Here is an 18,985-nt window from a genome sequence, read left to right as displayed (position 1 = left end):
CGTATGAGCGGGGCGGCCCCCATGCCGGGCACCCCGCTGCTCGACGGTGATCCCCGCCGGCTCGGAGGGCACCGGATCGTGCGGCGGCTCGGGGCCGGGGGGATGGGGCAGGTCTATCTGGGCCGCAGCCCTGGCGGGCGGCTCGTCGCGGTGAAGACCGTGCACGAGCACCTCGCCGCCGACCCGGTCTACCGCGAGCGGTTCCGGCGCGAGGCGACCGCGGCGCGCGCCGTCACGGGCGCGCACACCGCCGCCGTGCTCGACGCCGACCCGGACTCCCCCGTGCCCTGGCTCGCCACGGCGTTCCTGCCGGGGGTCACCCTGCGCCGCGCGGTCGCCGCGGGCGAGCCGTTGGGCGCGGCGGCCGTGCGGTCGCTCGGAGCGTGTCTCGCCGAGGCCCTGGCGAGCATTCACGCGGCGGGCATCGTGCACCGCGACCTCAAGCCGTCCAACGTGCTGGTGACCGCCGACGGCCCGCGCGTCATCGACTTCGGCATCGCCCGCGCCGCCGGGGACCTCGGTCTCACCCAGGCCGGATCGATGCTCGGGACGCCCGGGTTCATGGCGCCGGAGCAGGTCGCCGGGGGCGATGTCGGGCCCGCCGCCGACGTGTTCGCGCTGGGCGCGGTGCTCGCCTTCGCCGCGACGGGCGAGCAGCCCTTCGGCTCGGGCCCCGTCGCGGTGCTGCTCTACCGCGCCACGCACGAGGAGCCACGCCTCGCCGGCGTCCCGGAGTCGTCGGGCCTGCGCGCACTCGTCGCCGCCTGCCTGCACAAGGCCCCCCACCGACGCCCGTCGGTGGCACAGATCCTGAACCTCACCGCCGCCGCGGACGGGCCCCTGTGGTGGCGGGAGGAACCACTGCGTTCCCTGATCGCGGGCGAGACGAGCAACGGCGCCGAGAAGGGTGACGGAACCGGCAGCAGCGACGCGACCGCCGGCGGCAGCCGTACCGAACCCATCCGGCACCCCACCCCGCCGCCCACCACCCCGCAGAAGACCCCACCGCCACCCACCTCCCCCTTCACCGAACGCCACCGCACCCTCGCCCGCCGGACCCTCCTCACCGCCGGTGGCGCCGGGCTCGTGGGGGTCGCCGGCTGGGCCGTTGTCCGGGCGCCGAAGGCTCCGGGTGAGGGCGCGGAGGAGGGTGGGCCCGTGTTGCGGAAGGGGTCGGCGCGGGCCGGGCGGGAGCGCTGGGTGCTGAGCGGGGCGGAGGGCGGTACGGACGGCGTCGAGTCCGCCCTGCTCGTCGGGGACACCGTCCTGGTGCACGGGTCGAGGAGCGGCCTCACCACGCAGGGGCTGGTGCGCGCCGTCGACGCCGCGGACGGGACGAGTCGCTGGCAGTACGACAAGGCTCCCGCGGCCGCCGCCCGCGAACCGCTCTGGGGCGTCGTGAGCGGTTTGCTGATCGCCCCCGAACTCATGGGGCGGGCGTACGAGTTGGGGACGGGCGATCCGTGGGGGCCGGAGCGCCCGTGGCACGGTGCCGTGAAGTGGTTCGCCGTCGCGGACGGGCGGCTCGTCACACTGGACGACGACGGTGGCGGCGGGTCGTCGCGGGACCGGGTGCTGCGCATTCGTACGCTGCCCTCGGGCGGCTCCCCCCGCACGCGCGGCAAGGAGGACACGCGCGACTGGCGGGCGCCCGCGGTCTCGGGCAGCAGGGTGTTCCTCGTACCGGACACCGGCGCCCTGGACCCCCGCGTGTTCTGCCTCGACGCGGCGACGGGCCGCGAACCGTGGACGTACACCGCGTTCGGGAAGGACGAGCAGGCGCGCACGGCACCGGTCACGCTGCCCGCGCCGAGCGGCCGCGGCGGCCCCGGCGGCCACAGCGGCGCTCGTTTCGCTCTGCTGAGCGAGACCGACGAGCTGCACCTCATCGACGTACGGACCGGCGAGCAGCTGCGCAGGGAACCGCTCGGGCTGACCGCGGGGAGCGGCGCCACGGCCCTCGGGCACGCCTCCGGCACGGGGCTGCTGCTCGCCGCCGGGGAGGACCTGATCGGGTTCAGTCCCGAGAGCGGCAAGCGGCTGTGGAGCCACCCCACCGCAGGGCTCGACACCGGCTGGCCGACGCTGCCGGGCGGCGGCCGGCGCGGCCCGGTCGCCCGGGACGGCGTCTTGCTGAACTGGCTGGACGCCAGGACCTTGCAGGCCATCGACCTCACCGACGGCGACGGCGGTAGCGGTGGTGACGGCCGCGGCGGGCGGCAGCTGTGGCGGACGTCGTTCGACGCCATCGCGCGCTGCCCGCCCGCCATCGGCGGCGGCACGGCCTACGTGACCGCCGGGCAGGTGTGCCGGGCGCTGAGTCTGCGTACGGGCAGGACGCTGGAGGAGTGGCCGGTCGACGAGCCCGTCACCTGGCTCGCCGCCGACGCCGACGGCTGGTACGCCAGGGTCGGCGCCTCGTCCCTGCGGGCGGTCAACGCGCCACGGAACGCGTGACGCCGGTCATGGCCCGGGCCCTCAGCGCCGCTGCCGCTTCCACGGGCCCGTGATGGCGAGCAGGATGCCCGGCGTCTGGATGCTCGCGAACAGGGTCCTGCCGTCGGGTGAGAACGTGACGCCGGTGAACTCGCTGTACTCCGGCTCCTCCTCGGTGCCCGCGTTGAGTTCGTTGCGGGCGATGGGGTACGTGCGGCCGCTCTCCGTCGCCCCGAAGAGATGCTGGATGCCGTCGCCGTCCTCCGCGATGACGAGGCCGCCGTAGGGCGAGACGGTGATGTTGTCGGGGCCGTCGAAGGCGCCGTCCTTGTCGGGGTCCCTGTTGACTCCGAGCAGCACCTTCAGGGTCAGGGTGCGGCGGCCGGGGTGGTAGAACCACACCTGTCCGTCGTGCGGGACGGGGCTCTCGTCGCGGGCGAAGGAGGCGACGATGTAGACGCCGCCGTCGCCCCACCACATGCCTTCGAGCTTGCGGGCGCGGGTGATGTCGCCGTCGTCGAACTGCTCGCGCACGGGCACGGTCCGCGCGTCGCGGTCGGGGACCTCGACCCAGTCGACGCCGTAGACCGTGCCGATCTTCGTGGCGCGGGACAGGTCGTCGACGAAGCGGCCGCCGGAGTCGTAGCACTTGGGGGCCTTCAGGACGCCCGCGTCGTCGGCGAGGGTGCGGAGCTTGCCGCGGCCGTGGGCGAAGCCGCGGGGCGGGGTCCAGCGGTAGAGGAGGCCGTTCGGCCTGGAGGCGTCCTCGGTGAGGTAGAGGTGGCCCCGCTTGGGGTCGACGACGACGGCCTCGTGGGCGTAGCGGCCCAGCGCCTTGATGGGCTTGGGGGCGCGGTTGGCGCGCCGGTCCAGGGGATCGACCTCGAAGACGTAGCCGTGGTCCTTGGTCATGCCGTTCTGGCCGGCCCTGTCCTCGGTCTCCTCACAGGTGAGCCAGGTGCCCCAAGGGGTGCTGCCGCCCGCGCAGTTGGTGGCGGTGCCCGCGATGCCGACCCACTCGGCGACCCGCCCGTCGGGGCGGACCTCGACGACGGTGCAGCCGCCGGCCGCCGCGGGGTCGTAGACGAGGCCGTCGGTGAGCGGTACGGGGTGCTTCCACTTGCTGCGGGGGCCGCCGAGCTCGTGGTTGTTGACGAGGAGTGTCGTGCCGCGCGGGCCCCGGAACGTGGCGGTGCCGTCGTGGTTCGACGGCGTGAACTCGCCGCTCTCCAGCTTGGTCCTGCCGCTGTGCGTGAGGACGCGGTAGGAGAATCCGGCGGGCAGCGCGAGGAGGCCGTCGGGGTCGGGCAGGAGGGGGCCGTAGCCGGGGCCGTGGTGGCCTCCGTGGCCGTGGCCCGCGGTGTCCGCCGCCTCCTCGACCTCCGTCGCGGCGAGGGCGCCGGGCGCGGTGGCGAGCGCGCCGACGCTGCCGGCCAGGGCGACTCCCGCACCGGTGAGCGCGGAGCGTCTGGCGAAATCCCTGCGGGTGAGCGACATCGTTTCTCCTGAGGACGCGAAGGCGGTACGTACGACCGGGCTGCTGTCCGCGCCACCGTCCCGCTCCCGCATAAACGGCGGTTGAACACCGCTCGACGCCGAGGGGCCTCCTTCCTGCCTCCTCTCATGACAAGGTCAACAGGGGCGGATCGCCCGCAAAGCGAAGAATCACCGCGAAACACCTTGACCCGCGATGCACACCGCAATAGACATCACCACGTGCAGAGCTGCACCACCCGCAGGGGGAGGCGAGCCGAGTGGACGCACATCAGGCACGCGGCCTCCATGAGGGCCGGCTGATGAGGCTGGCCAATGTCACCGGAGTCGGCATCGGCAGGGACGAGCACTCGGGTCAGGACGTGATCGTCGTCTTCGTCACCCACCGGGTGCCCCGCGACCGCCTCCGTGACGAAGACGTGGTTCCGGACACGCTCGACGGTGTCCCCGTACGCGTACTCGCCATCGGCGAGGTCGACGCGCAGGACGGCGGGACGTAGCGGGAGCGATGCCCCCGGCGCAGCCCGGAACCCCACCCTTCAAAGGGGAAGAGGTGGTCTGGCGTGGTGAGCCGACCCGAACTGATGCGAGGTCCCACCGGCGGTCAGCTGAGCGACAGCTCCCGTCAGCAGGCGATGTCCGACTTCCTGCGGCCCCAGCAGCCGCTGTCCAACGTCGTCGGCTTCGGCCACGGCGTGAAGTGGAGCGACGGGGAGCCCACCGGCGAGCCCGCCGTCGTCGTGTTCGTCACCCAGAAGGTCCCGGAGTCCATGCTCCCGGAGCGGGACGTCGTCCCGCGCCAGATGGACGACGGCACCCCGACCGACGTCGTCGCGGTCGGTCACATCGCGGCGCAGCGCCAGCAGAGCAGGCCCGGCGGCCGGCGCGCCGAGGACCGCGCGCCGGTGGCGTACGGTCCGGAGGGCAGCGTCAGCGAACAGCTCGCGAGCCTCGGACAGCCGCAGCTGGAGGAGCTCGCAGGGCGCGGCGCGTTCGAGCCGCAGCTCCTCAAGCGGCGGATGCGGCCGTGCCCCTCCGGCTTCTCGGTCGGCAACGTGCGGGTGACCGCGGGCACGCTCGGCAGCGTGGTCTACGACTTCCTGCCCGGTGCCTCCGTCGACCCGCCCGGCGCCGGTCTCGGCATACCGTCGAAGTTCTACATCCTCTCCAACAACCACGTGCTCGCCGACTCCAACCGGGCGCAGCTGGGCAGCGCGATCGTGCAGCCGGGCGTCTTCGACGGCGGGCAGGACCCGGCGGACCGCATCGCGACGCTGGAGCGGTTCATCACGATCCAGTTCGCCCCGCAGATCCCGCTGGAGCGGCACAACAACGTGGTGGACGCGGCGCTCGGCGCGGTCGACTTCCAGGACGCGACGCGTGAGCAGTACTTCAGCGGCGCCCCGCGCGCCTGGCGGCGCAAGGCCAACGTGGCCGTCGGCGACCTGGTGAAGAAGTCCGGCAGGACGACGAACATCAGCTTCGGCCGGATCATCGCGGTCGACGCGACGGTCGACGTGAACTACGGCACCGCGGGCACGGCCCGGTTCAAGGACCAGATCGTCACGACGAACATCTCGGCGGGCGGCGACTCCGGTTCGCTGGTGACCTCGCAGGACGACGTCGCGGTGGGGCTGCTCTTCGCCGGTTCGTCGGTCGCGACCATCGTCAACCACATCGAGAACGTCCGCGCGCTGCTCCGCGTGGAGATCGCCGAGCTGCTGGCCTGACGGTCAGGACGGAAGGAGGGTTTTCCATGACCTCTCAGGCACGCAAGCAGAAGGGCGGCCGCTCGCGGACGTCGGAGCACCGCTTCCACAATCCGCAGGGCGCCGAGGTCAAGACGCGCGACGAGGCGTTCGCCGCGCCGGCCGCCGACGTGTCGGCCGAGGCCCTGTCGACGGGGTGCAAGCTGACGCTGCACAGCGGCGCCGTCACGTTCGCCATCGAGGTGACGTACAACCCGACCACCTATCCGCACGTGGTGACGGGCGGGCAGATCAGGTCCGGGATCTGTGGCGCGCCGTGGGACATCACGGGCGGCACGCTCGGCGAGACGATGCGGCTCGACGCGAAGCGCGCCGGGCAGGGCTCGTGCGCGACGACGATCACGATCGTCGGCGAGTACCAGAATCCTCCGGCGTACCGGGGGACGTACGGGTTCGACGGGGCGACGTCGTCGTTCAAGCACACGACGCGGTACGAGTGCTGATGCCTCCGGCGGGATGAACGCATTCCGGGTGGGCCCGTGATGCCGGGCCCACCCGGGGTGCTGTCCATCGCCCTTCGGGCTCGTCCTCGATCGCCGGACGGGCTAGATGTTCCGCGCCTTGAACGCCGCCTTGCGGGCCTCCTTCGCCACCTTCTTGTCGGGGTGCAGGCGGCCCATCGCGTCCAGGACGTCGGCCGTGGCGGGGTGCTCGACCCGCCACGCCGTGGCGAAGAAGCCGCTGTGCTGCTCCGCGAGTCCCTCGACCAGGCCCTGCAGTTCGTCCGAGTTGCCCTCGGCGGCGAGCTGCGCGGCGATCGTGTCGATGGTCAGCCAGAAGATGAGCGCCTCCGACGGCGCGGGCACGTCCGTGGCGCCGTGCTCGGCGAGCCACACCCGGGCCAGGCCGCCGAGCTCCGGGTCGTCGAGGACGTCGCGGAGCGCGGGCTCCGCCTCGTTCCCGACCAGGGAGAGTGCCTGCTGGCAGCGGAGCCTGCGCAGCGGGGCGCCCTCGTCGCCGCCGCGCGCGGCGGCCAGCAGCTCCCGTGCGGCGGCGAGCGGCTCGTGCCGGGCGAGCCACTGCTCGATCTCGGCCTGCGCGGCGTGCTGCGGGAAGCCGGAGGTGCCGTCGAGCAGCGCGTCGGCGCCCTTGTCCGCGAGGTCGCCGACGGCGGGCGCGTCGACCCCGGCGTCCAGCATGCGGGCGCGGACGCCGTACAGGCCGAGGGGGGTGAGCCGGACCATGCCGTAGCGGCTGACGTCCTCCTCGTCGACGGGGCCCGGACCCTCGGTGGTGTCCTCGTCGGCGTCGGCCATGAGCGCCTCGTCGACCGGCTGGTACTCGACGAGTCCGAGCGGCTCGAAGAGCCGGAACTGGTCGTCGAGCTTCATCATCGCGTCCGACACCTGTTCCAGGACGTCGTCGGTGGGCTCGCCCATGTCGTCGGGGACGATCATCGAGGCGGCGAGCGCGGGCAGCGGCACCGGACCCTCGCCGGCCGCGGCGTCGCCCACCGTCAGCAGGTAGAGGTTGCCGAGGACGCCGTCCAGGAAGTCGGCCTCGGCCTGCGGGTCCCAGCCGAGCTCGGCGAAGTCGACCTCGCCCTTCTCCTCCAGGACGTCGAGGAGGTTCTCCATGTCGGGCACGGTGGCGTCCGCGTACACGGTGTCGAGGGCGCCGAGCCAGACGCCGAGGACGTCCTGCGGGCTGCCCGCGGAGAGCAGCGCGAGGTCCTCGCCCTGGGTGACGGTGCCTTCCCCGCCCTCCTCCTCGGCGTCCGTGACCTCGACGAGGCCGGTGTCCACCGCGACCCGCCAGGCCTCGCTCGTGTACGCGGCGGCGTCCGTCTCGTCGATGCCCTCCGCTTCGAGGCCCAGCTCGGCCGCGGCCGCCGGGAGCTGTGCGTCGACGAGCTCGCCGCCCGCGCCGACCCGGGTGTCCGGCCCCGCCCAGCGGGCGAGCCGGACGGCGCGGGACAGCAGCGGTGTGGCGAGCGCGGCCCGCGCGAGTTCCGCTTCGGAGTGCAGCAGCACCGGCGGCAGGGTGGCGGGGCTTACGGACATCGGCTGGTTCTCCTCCGGGGGTGCGGGGCGCCGGGAGTACGGATCGGCAAGGCGCAAGCCTAGACGGATTTGGCCCCATGCCGCCCGGTTCATGTCCCTGTCAGAAGACGTACAGCGAACGGGCACCCGGAGAACCTTGACAACTCCCCTGGTCAGGCAAGAGATTGACGCGCGTAGAGCGTCCGTCCGGGCGCCCGCTGCCCGCTGCTCTTCCTCCCTCACCGTCTTCCCTCATCCGGAGTTCCCTGATGCCCCAGATACCGAGATCCGCCGCCGTCAGTGCCGTCACCGCCATCGCCCTCGCGGCGGGACTGCTCGCGGTCTCGTCCTCCGCCGCCTCCGCCGACGAGGTCCGCGTCCACGACATCCAGGGCACCACCCGCGTCTCGCCCCTCGCGGGACAGCAGGTCACGGACGTCGCGGGCATCGTGACCGGCGTCCGCGGGTACGGCTCCAAGGGCTTCTGGATCCAGTCCGCCGCCGGCACGGCCGACACCGACCCGGCCACCAGTGAGGCGGTCTTCGTCTTCACCGGCTCGGCGGCGCTCACCGTGCGGGCGGGCGACGCGGTCCGGGTCTCCGGCACGGTCTCGGAGTACGTTCCCGGGGGCGCCGGATCCGGCAACCAGTCCCTCACCCAGATCACGAAGCCGACGGTGACCGTCGAGTCGTCCGGCAACCCGCTGCCCGCGCCCGTCACGATCGACGCGAAGTCCGTGCCCGCCGCGTACGCTCCGGCGGGCGACCCCGCGCAGGGCGGCAGCATCAACGCGCTGCCGCTGAAGCCCCGTTCGTACGCCCTGGACCTGTACGAGTCCCTGGAGGGCATGAACGTACGGGTCGGCAGCTCGCGGGTCGTCGGCGCGACCGACGCGTACAACGAGCTGTGGGTGACGGTGAAGAAGCACGAGAACCGGAACCGGCGCGGCGGCACCGTCTACGGCTCGTACGACGCGCAGAACGGCGGGCGGCTGCAGATCCAGCAGCTCGCGCCCGTCTCCGAGAAGCCTTTCCCCAAGGCGAACGTCGGTGACGTGCTGCGCGGCGGCGCCGAAGGGCCCCTGGACTTCAACCAGTTCGGCGGCTACACGCTGGTGGCCCGCGAGCTCGGCGGCGTCGCCGACAAGAGCCTCGCGCGCGAGAAGACGCGGCGGCAGGCCAAGGGCGAGCTCGCCGTGGCCACGTACAACGTCGAGAACCTCGACCCGGGCGACCCGCAGGAGAAGTTCGACGCGCTGGCCGCGGCCGTCGTCTCGAACCTCGCCTCGCCCGACATCCTCGCCCTGGAGGAGATCCAGGACGACAACGGCGCGAAGAACGACGGGACGGTCTCCGCGGACGCCACCCTGAAGAAGTTCACCGACGCGATCGTCGCCGCGGGCGGGCCACGCTACGCGTGGCACTCCGTCGACCCGCAGAACAACAAGGACGGCGGCGAGCCCGGCGGCAACATCCGGCAGGTCTTCCTCCACAACCCCGAGCGCGTCTCCTTCACCGAGCGCGCCCCCGGCGACGCGACGACGCCCACGGAGGTCGTACGGGACAAGGGCCGGCCCGCGCTCAGCCACTCCCCCGGGCGCGTCGACCCGCTGAACGGCGCGTGGGCGGACAGCCGCAAGCCGCTGGCCGGTGAGTTCGTCTTCCGCGGCCGCACGGTCTTCGTGATCGCCAACCACTTCGGTTCCAAGGGCGGCGACGAGGGGCTGACCTCGCACCACCAGCCGCCGGTCCGCTCCTCCGAGGCCAAGCGGCTCAAGCAGGCGCAGGCCGTGAACGGTTTCGTGAAGGACATCCGCAAGGTCCAGCGGAACGCCGACGTCGTCGTGCTCGGGGACATCAACGACTTCGAGTTCTCGGCGACCACCAAGGCCCTGGAGGACGGCGGCGCGCTGCGGGCGGCCATCAAGTCGCTGCCGAGGAGCGAGCGCTACTCGTACGTCTACCAGGGCAACTCCCAGGTCCTCGACCAGATCCTGACCAGCCCGGGAGTGGGGGACGCGGACGACTTCAGCTACGACAGCGTGCACATCAACGCGGAGTTCGCGGAGCAGAACAGCGACCACGACCCGCAGGTGCTGCGCTTCCGCCCCTGACCGGTGACGGACGGCCGGTGACCGCCGGTTCAGCCGTAGAGGTGGTCCAGCCAGTCCTGCCACGCCAGTTCGGTGCGCTTGGCGTCCGCGTGCGCGCCGAAGTCGTGGACGCTGACGCCGACCCGGTCACCGAAGCGGCCGCGGCCGAAGAAGCGGTGCAGCGTCTCGTCCGCGCGCAGGCCGATGAAGTGCGGGCTGCGGAAGTCGATCACCGCGTCCAGTTCCCCGCCGGGGGCCTGGACGCGGACGCGGGCCCCGTCCATCGCGTCGTCGGGCAGGCCGAGGGCGCGGGCGAGTCTGCCGAAGGCGTCCGGGGCGCCGGAGGCGGGCGGGCCGCTGACGGCGGAGAAGGTGACGGGGCGGCCCTCGAAGTACGCCATGTACTGGCCGAGGGTGTGCAGGTGGAAGTCGGTCCGCTGGACCATGCCGTCGTACCGCGCGTCCCGGTCGCCGGTGAAGACGCCGCTGTGGACGTGGCGCAGCCAGGAGCGGCGCCCGCCGTCGCGCGGCTCGATGAGGTGGTCGAGCTCGTCGAGGCTCTGGCCCGGCACGCGGTCCGGGTCCTCGACGCGGGCGGTGAGGCGGTGGGGCGGGTCCCAGCGGGTGACGGTGCCGCCGGAGGGGGCGGCGCCGCCCTCGCGCGGCTCGTACTCCACCGGCCACAGCCAGCCGCCGGTGCCGGTGGTGAGGGCGGCCCAGAGCCGGGCCGGGGAACCCTCGACCTCCAGCTCCCGGACGATCTCGAACGCCATGCCGGTGCGGGCCGCCTCGTCGGCCTCGACAGCATCGGCGGCCTCGGCGGCACGGGTGGCTCCGGCTGCTTCGGCGGCGTCGGTGGGCCCGCCGGCGGACTGCGCGCGGTCGGCCCGTGCCCTGCCGGGCCTGCGCCGGCCCAGCCTGTTCCGGTCCGGCCTTCCGCCGCCACTCATGCTCCCACCGTCCCGCCGACACCTCACGCTGTCCAGGCAGGCGGAGCCGTCGGCGGGACGGCACCGGGAAACTACGCCTTGCTCGGTACGAAGCCGTACGCGAACCGGTACCGGGCCACTGCCGAATCGTCCCGTACGCCGGGGAACTCCCGCACCCGCCGCCACTCGGGCGTGGGCGAGCCGACCCCGTCGCCCGCCGAGGCGAGCGCGTCGATGTGGGCCTGCTCGCTCTCCCACTCCGCGTAGTTGACGACCCGCCTGCCGTCCGTGCTGAGGTGGAAGTGCGCGGCGTACAGCCCGAAACCGTCGGTACCGGCGGGCCCGCTGTCCAGGGCCTCGACCACCCCGTCCACCCAGGCGCGCTGCCGGTCGGCGTCGGGGCCCTCGAAGTCGACCTGCACGATCACGATCGCGCCCGGCTCGCGCCCCTCGCGCCCGCGCCCGTCGGTCCAGCTCCGGTACAGCCGCGTCTTGTTCAGGCCGAGCCGCTCGATGCCCGGGACGGCCGCGTCGATGTCGGCGTTCCTGGCGTCCCTGCCGTTCCCCGCGCTCGCGAAGAAGTCCTGGTAGGCCTCCTCGTCGCGCCACTGCGAGTGGTGCAGGACCGTCGAGCCGTCGGAGCCTGCGTACACCGTGTACGAGAGGAGGCCTTCGTGCGGCCACGGGCGGGTCTCCCAGGCCTTGGCGATGGCGTCGAGGGTGGCCCGCTGCCGCTCGGGCGAGCCGGTGCTCCACGTACTGATGAAGGTGAGTCCGCCGTCGCGGCGGGTGGGGTCGGGGAGGGTTCCGGTGCTGAGGGTGGAGGTCGCGGGCATGGCGGGCCGTCCGTCTCGGTCGAGGTGGATGCTGCTGTTCGATCCCCGCCCGGCCGGGCCCGGCAGGAACAAGGACAACGCTCCAACCTCAACCGAACTTGAAGTCAAGCCCCGCGGTGGCCGCTCGCCGACACCTCCGCGAGCGCCGGGCGCTTCGCCTGCCGCCCGTCGCCCGACGAGCGCCCCCGCGCCCGCCGCCACAGCCAGGGCCCCATGAACCCCGCGAACCAGCGCGCCTCCGCCGTCACCGCCCCGAGCACGGACACCGGGGCCAGCGGCGGCAGCGGGCTCAGCCAGCTCTCGTGCCCGGTGACCCCGAGGACGTCCGCCATCCCCGCGGCGATCCGGGCGTGCCCGAGCGGGCTGGCGTGCATGCGGTCCCTGCTCCACAGCCGCGGATCGGTGGTGATGCGGTACGGGAACGTGTCGAACACGAGCACGCCGTGGCGGTCGGCGGCCGCGCGGATCCGGGCGTTCAACTCCAGGACGCGGGGCAGCGCGCGCCGTGCGAGCGGCGAGACCCGCCCGATGTCCGGGAAGGTCACCGTGGCCACCCGCGCGCCCGCCGCGGTGAGTTCGGTGAACATCTCCTCGATGTCGGCGGCGACGTGCGCGGCGTCGAAGTCCGGCCGCACCAGGTCGTTCATGCCCGCCATGACGGTCACGAGGTCCGGCTTCAGCGCGAGGGCGGGCGCCAGCTGCTCCGCCTTGATCCGCGCGGTCCGGCGGCCGCGCACGGCGAGGTTGGCGTACATGAGGCCGGGGTTCCGGGCGGCGAGGAGCTCGGCGAGCCGGTCGGCCCAGCCGCGGTAGCCGTGCTCCTCGTCGCCGTCCCCGAGCCCCTCCGTCTGGCTGTCGCCGATCGCGACGTAGCGCGCGTACGGCTGGTGCTGCGTCGTGGCCATGCGCCGAGCTTCCTCCGGGCGCCGGGCCCCGTCAACGCGGGCTCCGCGGCGCCGACTGGGGAAGGCGGCTAGAGAAGGTGGCCGCCGCCGTCGACGAGGAGTACCTCGCCGGTGATGTACGCGGAGTTGGTCAGGTCGACCACCGCGCCCGCGATGTCCTCGGGCCGGCCGACGCGGCCCAGCGGCAGCCGTGCCGCCACCGCCTCCATGGAGGCCTCGATGCCCTCGACACCGTCGAACCACGGGGTGTCGATCATGCCGGGCGCCACCGCGTTGACGCGCACGGCGGGGCCGAGCGTCTTGGCGAGCAGCTTGGTCATGTGGTTCACGGCTGCCTTGCTGACCGCGTACGGGATGGAGCTGCCGTTCGGGCGGACGCCCGCCTGCGAGGAGATGTTGACGATGCTGCCCGCGCCGCTCGCCCGCAGGTGCGGGACGGCCGCGGTGATGGTCTGCCACACGCCGATCACGTTGACGTCGTACAGCTCGCGCCACACGTCAGGGCTCGCGGCCGCGAGGTCGTCGTGGTCGATGAAGCGGGTGGTCCCCGCGCAGTTGACCAGGATGTCCAGGCGGCCGTACGTGTCGACGGCCGCCTGGACCAGCCGTGCCGCGTCGCCCTCGTCGGCGACGTTCGCCCGCACGTAGACGGCGTCGGGCAGTTCGGCCGCCAGCTTCTCGCCCGCCTCCGAGGAGCGGGCGGAGTTGACGACCACGCGGACGCCGGTGGCGGCGAGGCGGCGGGCGACGGCGGCCCCGATGCCGGACGAGGAGCCCGTCACCAGGGCGACACGCCGCTCGCCCCGCCCCGCGCCGTCACCGGCGCCGGTGGTGTCGTCTTCGGTGGTGCTGGTGGTGCCTCCGGTGGTGCTGTCGTTCATCGTGCCTCAAGCCTCTGTGTCGTCCGGCCTGTCGGCGCCCGCGCCGATCATGCCAGACGACCGTCGGCGTCAGCCCGGCCAGCGGCCCGTCACGCGCCGCACACCGATGGCGCCGCCGCGGTCCACCGCGGCCCTGACCACGGCGAAGATCGCGCCCTGCAGCGCGGCCGCGGCGAGGATCTCGCCCCAGTCGCGTTCCTCGTCGTGCGCGTCCGGCGCGTCGTCCTCGCCCGCCACCGCCTTCCAGGCGCGCTGGAACAGCGCGCCCGCGACCGCGCCGCCGGCCATGCCGAAGGCCATGCCGAGCGGCTTGTAGAGGACCTGGATCCCGCTCATGACCGGCCCGCCCCCTTGCGGCGGCGCAGCAGCATGTAGGCGAGCAGGACGCCGGCGCCCGCCGCGGCGAACGCACCGGGGCGGCGGCGCCCGCTGCTCACGAGGCCGTTCGCGACGGCCCGTACGGGCTCGGGCGTGCCGTCCTGCACCCGGCGCGCGGCCTCGGCCACCTTCTCCTCGGCCTGGACCACGGCGGGGTGCTGTTCCGCGCGCGCCTTGCCGTCGAGCACGGCTTCCTTGGCGCGGGCCGCGCCCTCGACCGCTTTGTCCTTGGCGCGGGCCGCGCTCTCGGCCGTCACGGTCTTCGCGTGTCCCGCCTCGTCGGCGGCCTTGCCCTTGGCGCGCGCCGCCTGTTCCGTCACCTTGTCCTTCACCTGTGCCGCCGTTCCTTGTACCTGATCCTTGACCACCGCGGCCCGTTCCCGGGCGCGGGTCTTCACGTCCGCCTTCGCCGCCAGCTCCTCGACGGTCTCGCCCAGGTTGCTGCGGGTCTCGTCGATCTGCCGGCGCAGTTCGTCCGGCCCCTTCGCACCCGTGCTCGTGGAGTCCTTCGGGGTGTCCGTCATCGGTGGGCCCTTTCCTTGATCTCGTCGACATCCGCCCGGACGCTGTCCATCGCCTCCTGCGGCACGGGGGGTACCGCGCGGGCCAGTTGCTTGCGCCCCAGCGCGGCGAGCACCCCGGCCACGGCGAACAGCACGCCGGTGACGATGAGGGTGGCGGCCCACACGGGCATGGTCAGTGAGAGTGCCGCGGCCGCTGTGGCCGCCAGCGCCATGAGCCCGATGTAGGAGATCGCGCCGGCCGCTCCGAGGAGCCCTCCACCGCGGCCCGCGCGTTTGCCCTTCTCGGCCATCTCCTGGCCGGCGAGCCGCATTTCCTGACGTACGAGTTCCGAAAGCTGTGCGGTGGCCTGCTCGACGAGCTCTCCCACCGAGTGCTGCGGGTGATCGCGCGTCGGCTGCTCGCCCATGGTCCCGGTCACGGGGTTCGCCTCCCTTCTGGCTGGGAGGGCCGAGTACCCGGACCGGGCCACGCTATCCATACCGCGGGGTGATCAGCGCCTTTTGTTCAGCGCCGGGCGAAGACCGGCAGCCAGCGTCCGGCGGCGTCGGCCTTCGACGACTGGAAGCCGCTGAGCGGGACGGTCTTCTTGCTGCCGATGGTGACGAGGACGAGACGGCTGCGGTATTCGCTCGTGCCGGGCGCGATGTCCCAGGCGATGAGCCGCTTGTCGTCGGCCCAGGCGAGGAGCTGCTGGCCGGGGAGCTTGGCGACCCGCTTGCCTGTGAGGGCGTCGTTGACCTCGGTGGCGGTGGTCTTCTCGCCGCCCACGTAGTCACCGGCGGCGAGCTTTCCGTTCGGGGAGAGCCTGGCGTCGACGATCCAGGCCAGGTGCCTCTCCTTCGCGGGTGTGCGCTTCTTGTGCCCCTCGAAGTCGTAGTACTGCTGGTCGGGATGGCGGATGCGGCCGGTGTAGACCAGGGAGCCGTCGTGGCTGAAGTCGAAGTCCTGGCGCGCGTTGATGTCCGACATGCCGAACCCCTTGCCGGCCTTGGTCTTCACCTCGCTCCAACCGCCGTTCCCGGAGGCCACGTCGAGGACGTAGAAGCCGGTCCTGCTCGGATCGGCGGGCCCCGGCTCCGTGTGCTTGCCGTCGCTCATCGGCCGGTCCTTGTCGAGCCGGTCCGGGTCCTTCGCGTACGTGGTCGCGACGAGCTTCCTGCCGTCGGGCGAGAACTCCACGCCCCCGACGCCGCGCCGCACGGGGATCCAGCGCTCGACCTCACCGGTCATCAGGTTCAGCAGGCCGATCCGGTGGGCCGGCAGGCCGCGCTCCAGGACGGCGGCGGTCCGCATGCCGGGCGCGATGTCGAGCCAGGACCAGCGGGGCGCCTTGCGGTAGGTGCCGGTCTTCTGGTCGAGGATCCGGTAGGTGCGGGTGATGACGGCGTCGCCGTCGGGCTGCTTGACGCGTTCGATCGTGCTGTAGGCGGCGAGCGCGGTGCCGCCCGCGGCGATCAGTTCGCGGGGCGGTGTCTGGCCGGGGTGCGCGAGGACGTCGCCGTTCCGCAGCTCACTGGCCGGGCGCGGGCCCCCGTCCGCGGAGTTCTCGCCGATCCCCGGTACGGCCACCGCCACGACGGTCGCCGTCACCACCGCGAGGGAGGCGCCCACCATCGTGCGGGTCCTGCGCCGCCTGCGCACGGCAAGCACCCGGTCGGCGAAGTCCCCCGGCACGGGCGCCCCTCGGTCCGCCTGCTCCCGCAGCGACTCACGGACCAGATCTGTCACCTTCACGGTCGTACCTCCATCGGCGAGAAGTCGGGGGACGCGGTCGTGGTCCGGTCGTCCGGTCCTTCGAGCCGCGCCAGCTCGGGCGCGAGGCCCCGCAGCCGGGCCAGGGAGCGGTGTGTCGTGCTGCGCACGGTGCCGACGGAGCAGCCCAGGATGGCGGCCACCTCCGCCTCCGGCAGGTCCTCGAAGTAGCGCAGGACGAGCACGGTCCGCTGCCGCGTGGTGAGCCGGGCGAGCGCCCCGCGCATCACGACGCGCAGCTCCGCCGCGGAGGTGCCGTCGCCGGACGCGGCGCGCTCCGGCGGCTCGGCGACGGCCTGTTCGCGCCGCGGCCACTTCAGCCGCCAGCGGCTGACCTGCTGGCGGTACAGGATCCGCCGGACGTACGCCTCCGGCTCGTCGATCCGCTGCCACCGCCCCGCCGCCTTGACGAGCGCGTTCTGCAGCAGGTCCTCCCCCGCGTGCCGGTCGCCCCCGCTGAGCAGTACGGCGGTCTTCAGCAACGCCGACGATCTGCTCTCCACGAACTCCCGGAACCTCTCCTGCTCCTGGGCATCCATCGTCACCTTCACTCCCTGGTGGGCCTGTTGCCCTCCCGCATGGATGAGGACGGGTCCGGGGGCCCGCCGCTATGCCTGTGCACGGAAAAAACACCAAAGCGCCCTCCGGCGTCCGAGGACGGCCGGAGGGCGCTTCTGGCGGTGATCAGTTGTGGCTGTGCAGCACGTCGTTCAGGCCGCCCCACACCGCGTTGTTCGGGCGGGCCTCGACGGCGCCGGTGACCGAGTTGCGGCGGAAGAGGATGTTCGAGGCGCCGGAGAGCTCGCGGGCCTTGACGATCTGTCCGTCGGGCATGGTGACGCGCGTGCCCGCGGTGACGTACAGGCCGGCCTCGACGACGCACTCGTCGCCCAGCGCGATACCGACCCCGGCCTCGGCGCCGATCAGGCACCGCTCGCCGATGACGATCCGTACGTTGCCGCCGCCGGACAGCGTGCCCATGGTGGAGGCGCCGCCGCCGATGTCCGAGCCGTCGCCGACGACGACGCCCGCGGAGATCCGCCCCTCGACCATCGAGGTGCCGAGGGTCCCCGAGTTGAAGTTCACGAAGCCCTCGTGCATGACCGTGGTGCCCTCGGCGAGGTGCGCGCCGAGGCGGACCCGGTCGGCGTCGGCGATGCGGACGCCCTTCGGCGTGACGTAGTCCGTCATGCGCGGGAACTTGTCGACGGAGGTCACCGCGAGGTGCAGGCCCTCGGCGCGGGCGTTGAGCCGGACCTTCTCGACGTCGTCCACGGCGACCGGGCCGAGCGAGGTCCAGGCAACGTTGGCGAGGAAGGCGAACTGGCCGTCGAGGTTCACGCCGTGCGGCTTGACCAGGCGGTGCGAGAGCAGGTGCAGGCGCAGGTAGACGTCGTGGGCGTCCAGCGGCTTGTCGTCGAGGGACGCGATGACCGTACGGACCGCGATGACCTCCACGCCACGGCGGGCGTCCGGCCCGATGGCCTTCGCGGCACCCTCACCGAGCAGCTCCACGGCGCGCTCGGCGCTCAGCCGCTCGCTGCCGGCGGGTCCGGGCTCGTCGGCGAGCTCGGGGGCGGGGAACCAGGTGTCGAGAACGGTGCCGTCGGCGGCGACGGTGGCGAGGCCTGCGGCGACGGCGCCGGTGGTGCGGGAAGCATTCGTGTCGGTCATGGGTGAAACCTAACCGGAGGTGCCTCGCGCGGGCGAACCGGTCTCAGGGTCCGGGCTCGCGGCGGCCCCGCCCGCGGTGACCGCGGCGGACCGCCCGCGGCCCCGGCCCCGGCCCGCCGCGAGGACGAGGCCCCCCGCGGCCCCGGCGAGCACCGCGCAGACCGGCCACAACAGCCCCGGCGCGGCGGTGTACAGCGCCCCGCCGAGCGGCGCCGACAGCACGACGCCGCTGACGGAGACGCCCGAGTACAGGCTCTGGAAGCGGCCCTGCACGTGCGCGGGCGCGTGGTCGGCGACGTACGCGGTGGCCGGTGTCTTGTAGAGGATCTCGCCCGCGGTGAGCAGCAGCATCATGGCCACGGCGGTGGCGAGCCCGGTGCCGAGGGCGAGCACGGCGTAGCCCGCGCCGACGAGCAGCAGTCCGGCGCCGATGATCCGCAGCGGGGCGCGGTGGCGCAGGGCGAGGGTGGCGGGGAGTTCCAGGAGCAGGATGACGCCGCCGTTGATCGCGAGGAGCCAGCCGTAGACGCCGGTGTCCAGGCCGTGCCGGTCGAGGTCGACGGGGAGCGTCGAGTACTGCTGGCGGTAGACGAGGTCGGTGACGAGGATCGCGCCGAGGAGGACGAGGACGGTGGGGCGCTGCCGCAGCGCGGCGAGGACTCCGGGGCCGGGGCCGGCCGCCTTGGCGCGCACCGCGCCGTGTGCGGGCAGGACCCGCCAGGCGTAGGCGGCGAAGACGAGGGTGCCGAGCCCATCGACGACGAAGAGCCAGCCGTACGAGACGTGGGCGATGAGCAGCGCGCCGAGCGGCGGCCCGACGGTGAAGCCCGCGTTGGCCGCGAACCGTGTCACGGCGAAGCCTTGGCGGCGCGCGCCCTCGGGCACGGTGACGGCGACGAGGGCACCGTTGGCGGCGCGTGCACAGCCTCCGGCGTACTGGCTCAGCGCCGGTACGACGTACAGCAGGGCGTCCGGCAGGGCGGGCAGCGCGAGCACGCCCACGCCGCTGAGCAGGGATCCGGCGAGCAGGACGCGGCGGTGGCCGTACCTGTCCCCGAACCAGCCGCCGCTGAAGTTGCCCGCGACCATGCCGGCGCCGCCGATGCCGCTGATCAGCCCCGCCCGGACCACGGAGAGGCCCCGCTCGTCCGTCAGGTAGACGAAGAAGTAGATGAAGGTGAAGGCGACGACCATGTTGAAGAACTGGCCGGCGGCGAGCAGCCACACGGTCCTCGGTACGTCCCGCAGGCCACCTGGCTTGCCGCTCCCCGACACCGACACATCGCCCCCCAGCAGTCAGTTCCTTTTGGGAACGGACTATGTCAGCATGA

The 18,985-nt window shown here is 73.3% G+C and carries 18 protein-coding genes; 5 read left to right on the top strand and 13 right to left on the bottom strand.

What is annotated here, in order from left to right; translation table 11 throughout:
* Positions 1–21 precede the first annotated feature (21 nt).
* Positions 22–2,457, top strand: a complete 2,436-nt coding sequence (locus ACZ7LU_RS30370) for a protein kinase domain-containing protein (RefSeq protein ID WP_471918553.1) — start codon at positions 22–24, stop codon at positions 2,455–2,457.
* A 21-nt stretch (positions 2,458–2,478) separates the two neighbouring features.
* Here ACZ7LU_RS30370 and ACZ7LU_RS30365 read toward each other — a convergent pair whose 3' ends face one another.
* Positions 2,479–3,933 (bottom strand): alkaline phosphatase PhoX, encoded by a 1,455-nt coding sequence (locus tag ACZ7LU_RS30365; RefSeq protein ID WP_471918552.1) that lies wholly within the window; start codon positions 3,931–3,933, stop codon positions 2,479–2,481.
* A gap of 257 nt (positions 3,934–4,190) precedes the next feature.
* On the opposite strand from ACZ7LU_RS30365, the gene ACZ7LU_RS30360 reads away from it, so the two are divergent.
* From ACZ7LU_RS30360 to ACZ7LU_RS30350, 3 genes are all read left to right on the top strand, one after another.
* On the top strand, positions 4,191–4,430 hold the full coding sequence (locus ACZ7LU_RS30360) for a hypothetical protein (protein ID WP_398307586.1): 240 nt from the start codon (positions 4,191–4,193) through the stop codon (positions 4,428–4,430).
* A 66-nt stretch (positions 4,431–4,496) separates the two neighbouring features.
* Complete coding sequence (locus ACZ7LU_RS30355; RefSeq protein ID WP_468083853.1) at positions 4,497–5,660, top strand: chymotrypsin family serine protease; 1,164 nt, start codon at positions 4,497–4,499, stop codon at positions 5,658–5,660.
* 26 nt (positions 5,661–5,686) lie between these two features.
* Entirely contained in the window at positions 5,687–6,142 is a 456-nt protein-coding gene (locus tag ACZ7LU_RS30350; protein ID WP_471918551.1) for a hypothetical protein, read from the top strand.
* A 102-nt stretch (positions 6,143–6,244) separates the two neighbouring features.
* Here ACZ7LU_RS30350 and ACZ7LU_RS30345 read toward each other — a convergent pair whose 3' ends face one another.
* Entirely contained in the window at positions 6,245–7,702 is a 1,458-nt protein-coding gene (locus ACZ7LU_RS30345) for a hypothetical protein (protein ID WP_470981208.1), read from the bottom strand.
* A gap of 248 nt (positions 7,703–7,950) precedes the next feature.
* Between ACZ7LU_RS30345 and ACZ7LU_RS30340 the strand changes: the two genes are divergently transcribed.
* A complete protein-coding gene (locus ACZ7LU_RS30340; protein ID WP_471918550.1) occupies positions 7,951–9,795 on the top strand; it encodes an endonuclease/exonuclease/phosphatase family protein in 1,845 nt (614 codons plus the stop codon).
* 29 nt (positions 9,796–9,824) lie between these two features.
* Here the strand turns inward: ACZ7LU_RS30340 and ACZ7LU_RS30335 are convergent, their stop codons facing one another.
* The 11 genes from ACZ7LU_RS30335 to ACZ7LU_RS30285 all read right to left on the bottom strand — a co-directional run bounded on the left by ACZ7LU_RS30335 (position 9,825) and on the right by ACZ7LU_RS30285 (position 18,935).
* Complete coding sequence (locus ACZ7LU_RS30335; RefSeq protein WP_468083846.1) at positions 9,825–10,724, bottom strand: SRPBCC family protein; 900 nt, start codon at positions 10,722–10,724, stop codon at positions 9,825–9,827.
* Between the two features lie 71 nt (positions 10,725–10,795).
* Positions 10,796–11,539: an antibiotic biosynthesis monooxygenase gene (locus ACZ7LU_RS30330; protein WP_398307575.1), complete on the bottom strand. Its 744-nt coding sequence runs from the start codon at positions 11,537–11,539 to the stop codon at positions 10,796–10,798.
* 104 nt (positions 11,540–11,643) lie between these two features.
* Positions 11,644–12,444: an SGNH/GDSL hydrolase family protein gene (locus tag ACZ7LU_RS30325; RefSeq protein WP_398307573.1), complete on the bottom strand. Its 801-nt coding sequence runs from the start codon at positions 12,442–12,444 to the stop codon at positions 11,644–11,646.
* A gap of 68 nt (positions 12,445–12,512) precedes the next feature.
* Complete coding sequence (locus ACZ7LU_RS30320; protein ID WP_471918549.1) at positions 12,513–13,325, bottom strand: SDR family NAD(P)-dependent oxidoreductase; 813 nt, start codon at positions 13,323–13,325, stop codon at positions 12,513–12,515.
* A gap of 69 nt (positions 13,326–13,394) precedes the next feature.
* On the bottom strand, positions 13,395–13,661 hold the full coding sequence (locus ACZ7LU_RS30315) for a DUF4235 domain-containing protein (RefSeq protein ID WP_398307569.1): 267 nt from the start codon (positions 13,659–13,661) through the stop codon (positions 13,395–13,397).
* Positions 13,658–14,227, bottom strand: coding sequence for a DUF3618 domain-containing protein (locus ACZ7LU_RS30310; RefSeq protein WP_468083839.1), 570 nt, complete (start codon positions 14,225–14,227; stop codon positions 13,658–13,660). The genes ACZ7LU_RS30315 and ACZ7LU_RS30310 overlap by 4 nt, the downstream gene beginning before the upstream one ends.
* Entirely contained in the window at positions 14,224–14,646 is a 423-nt protein-coding gene (locus ACZ7LU_RS30305) for a phage holin family protein (protein ID WP_398307565.1), read from the bottom strand. Before ACZ7LU_RS30305 ends, ACZ7LU_RS30310 begins: the two co-directional genes overlap by 4 nt.
* 86 nt (positions 14,647–14,732) lie before the next feature.
* Positions 14,733–15,962: a WD40 repeat domain-containing protein gene (locus ACZ7LU_RS30300; protein WP_471918548.1), complete on the bottom strand. Its 1,230-nt coding sequence runs from the start codon at positions 15,960–15,962 to the stop codon at positions 14,733–14,735.
* The gene (locus tag ACZ7LU_RS30295; protein ID WP_398307828.1) at positions 15,959–16,519 is read right to left on the bottom strand and encodes a SigE family RNA polymerase sigma factor; all 561 of its coding nucleotides are present in this window, start codon (positions 16,517–16,519) and stop codon (positions 15,959–15,961) included. Before ACZ7LU_RS30295 ends, ACZ7LU_RS30300 begins: the two co-directional genes overlap by 4 nt.
* 145 nt (positions 16,520–16,664) lie before the next feature.
* The gene (gene dapD / locus ACZ7LU_RS30290) at positions 16,665–17,654 is read right to left on the bottom strand and encodes a 2,3,4,5-tetrahydropyridine-2,6-dicarboxylate N-succinyltransferase (protein WP_471918547.1); all 990 of its coding nucleotides are present in this window, start codon (positions 17,652–17,654) and stop codon (positions 16,665–16,667) included.
* Between the two features lie 9 nt (positions 17,655–17,663).
* Positions 17,664–18,935: an MFS transporter gene (locus tag ACZ7LU_RS30285; RefSeq protein WP_471918546.1), complete on the bottom strand. Its 1,272-nt coding sequence runs from the start codon at positions 18,933–18,935 to the stop codon at positions 17,664–17,666.
* Positions 18,936–18,985: the final 50 nt, after the last annotated feature.

This window comes from Streptomyces sp. NPDC039462, from assembly GCF_055639375.1.
The sequence above is the reverse complement of the archived record's forward strand: the minus strand, read 5'-3'. Positions and strand labels throughout refer to the sequence as shown.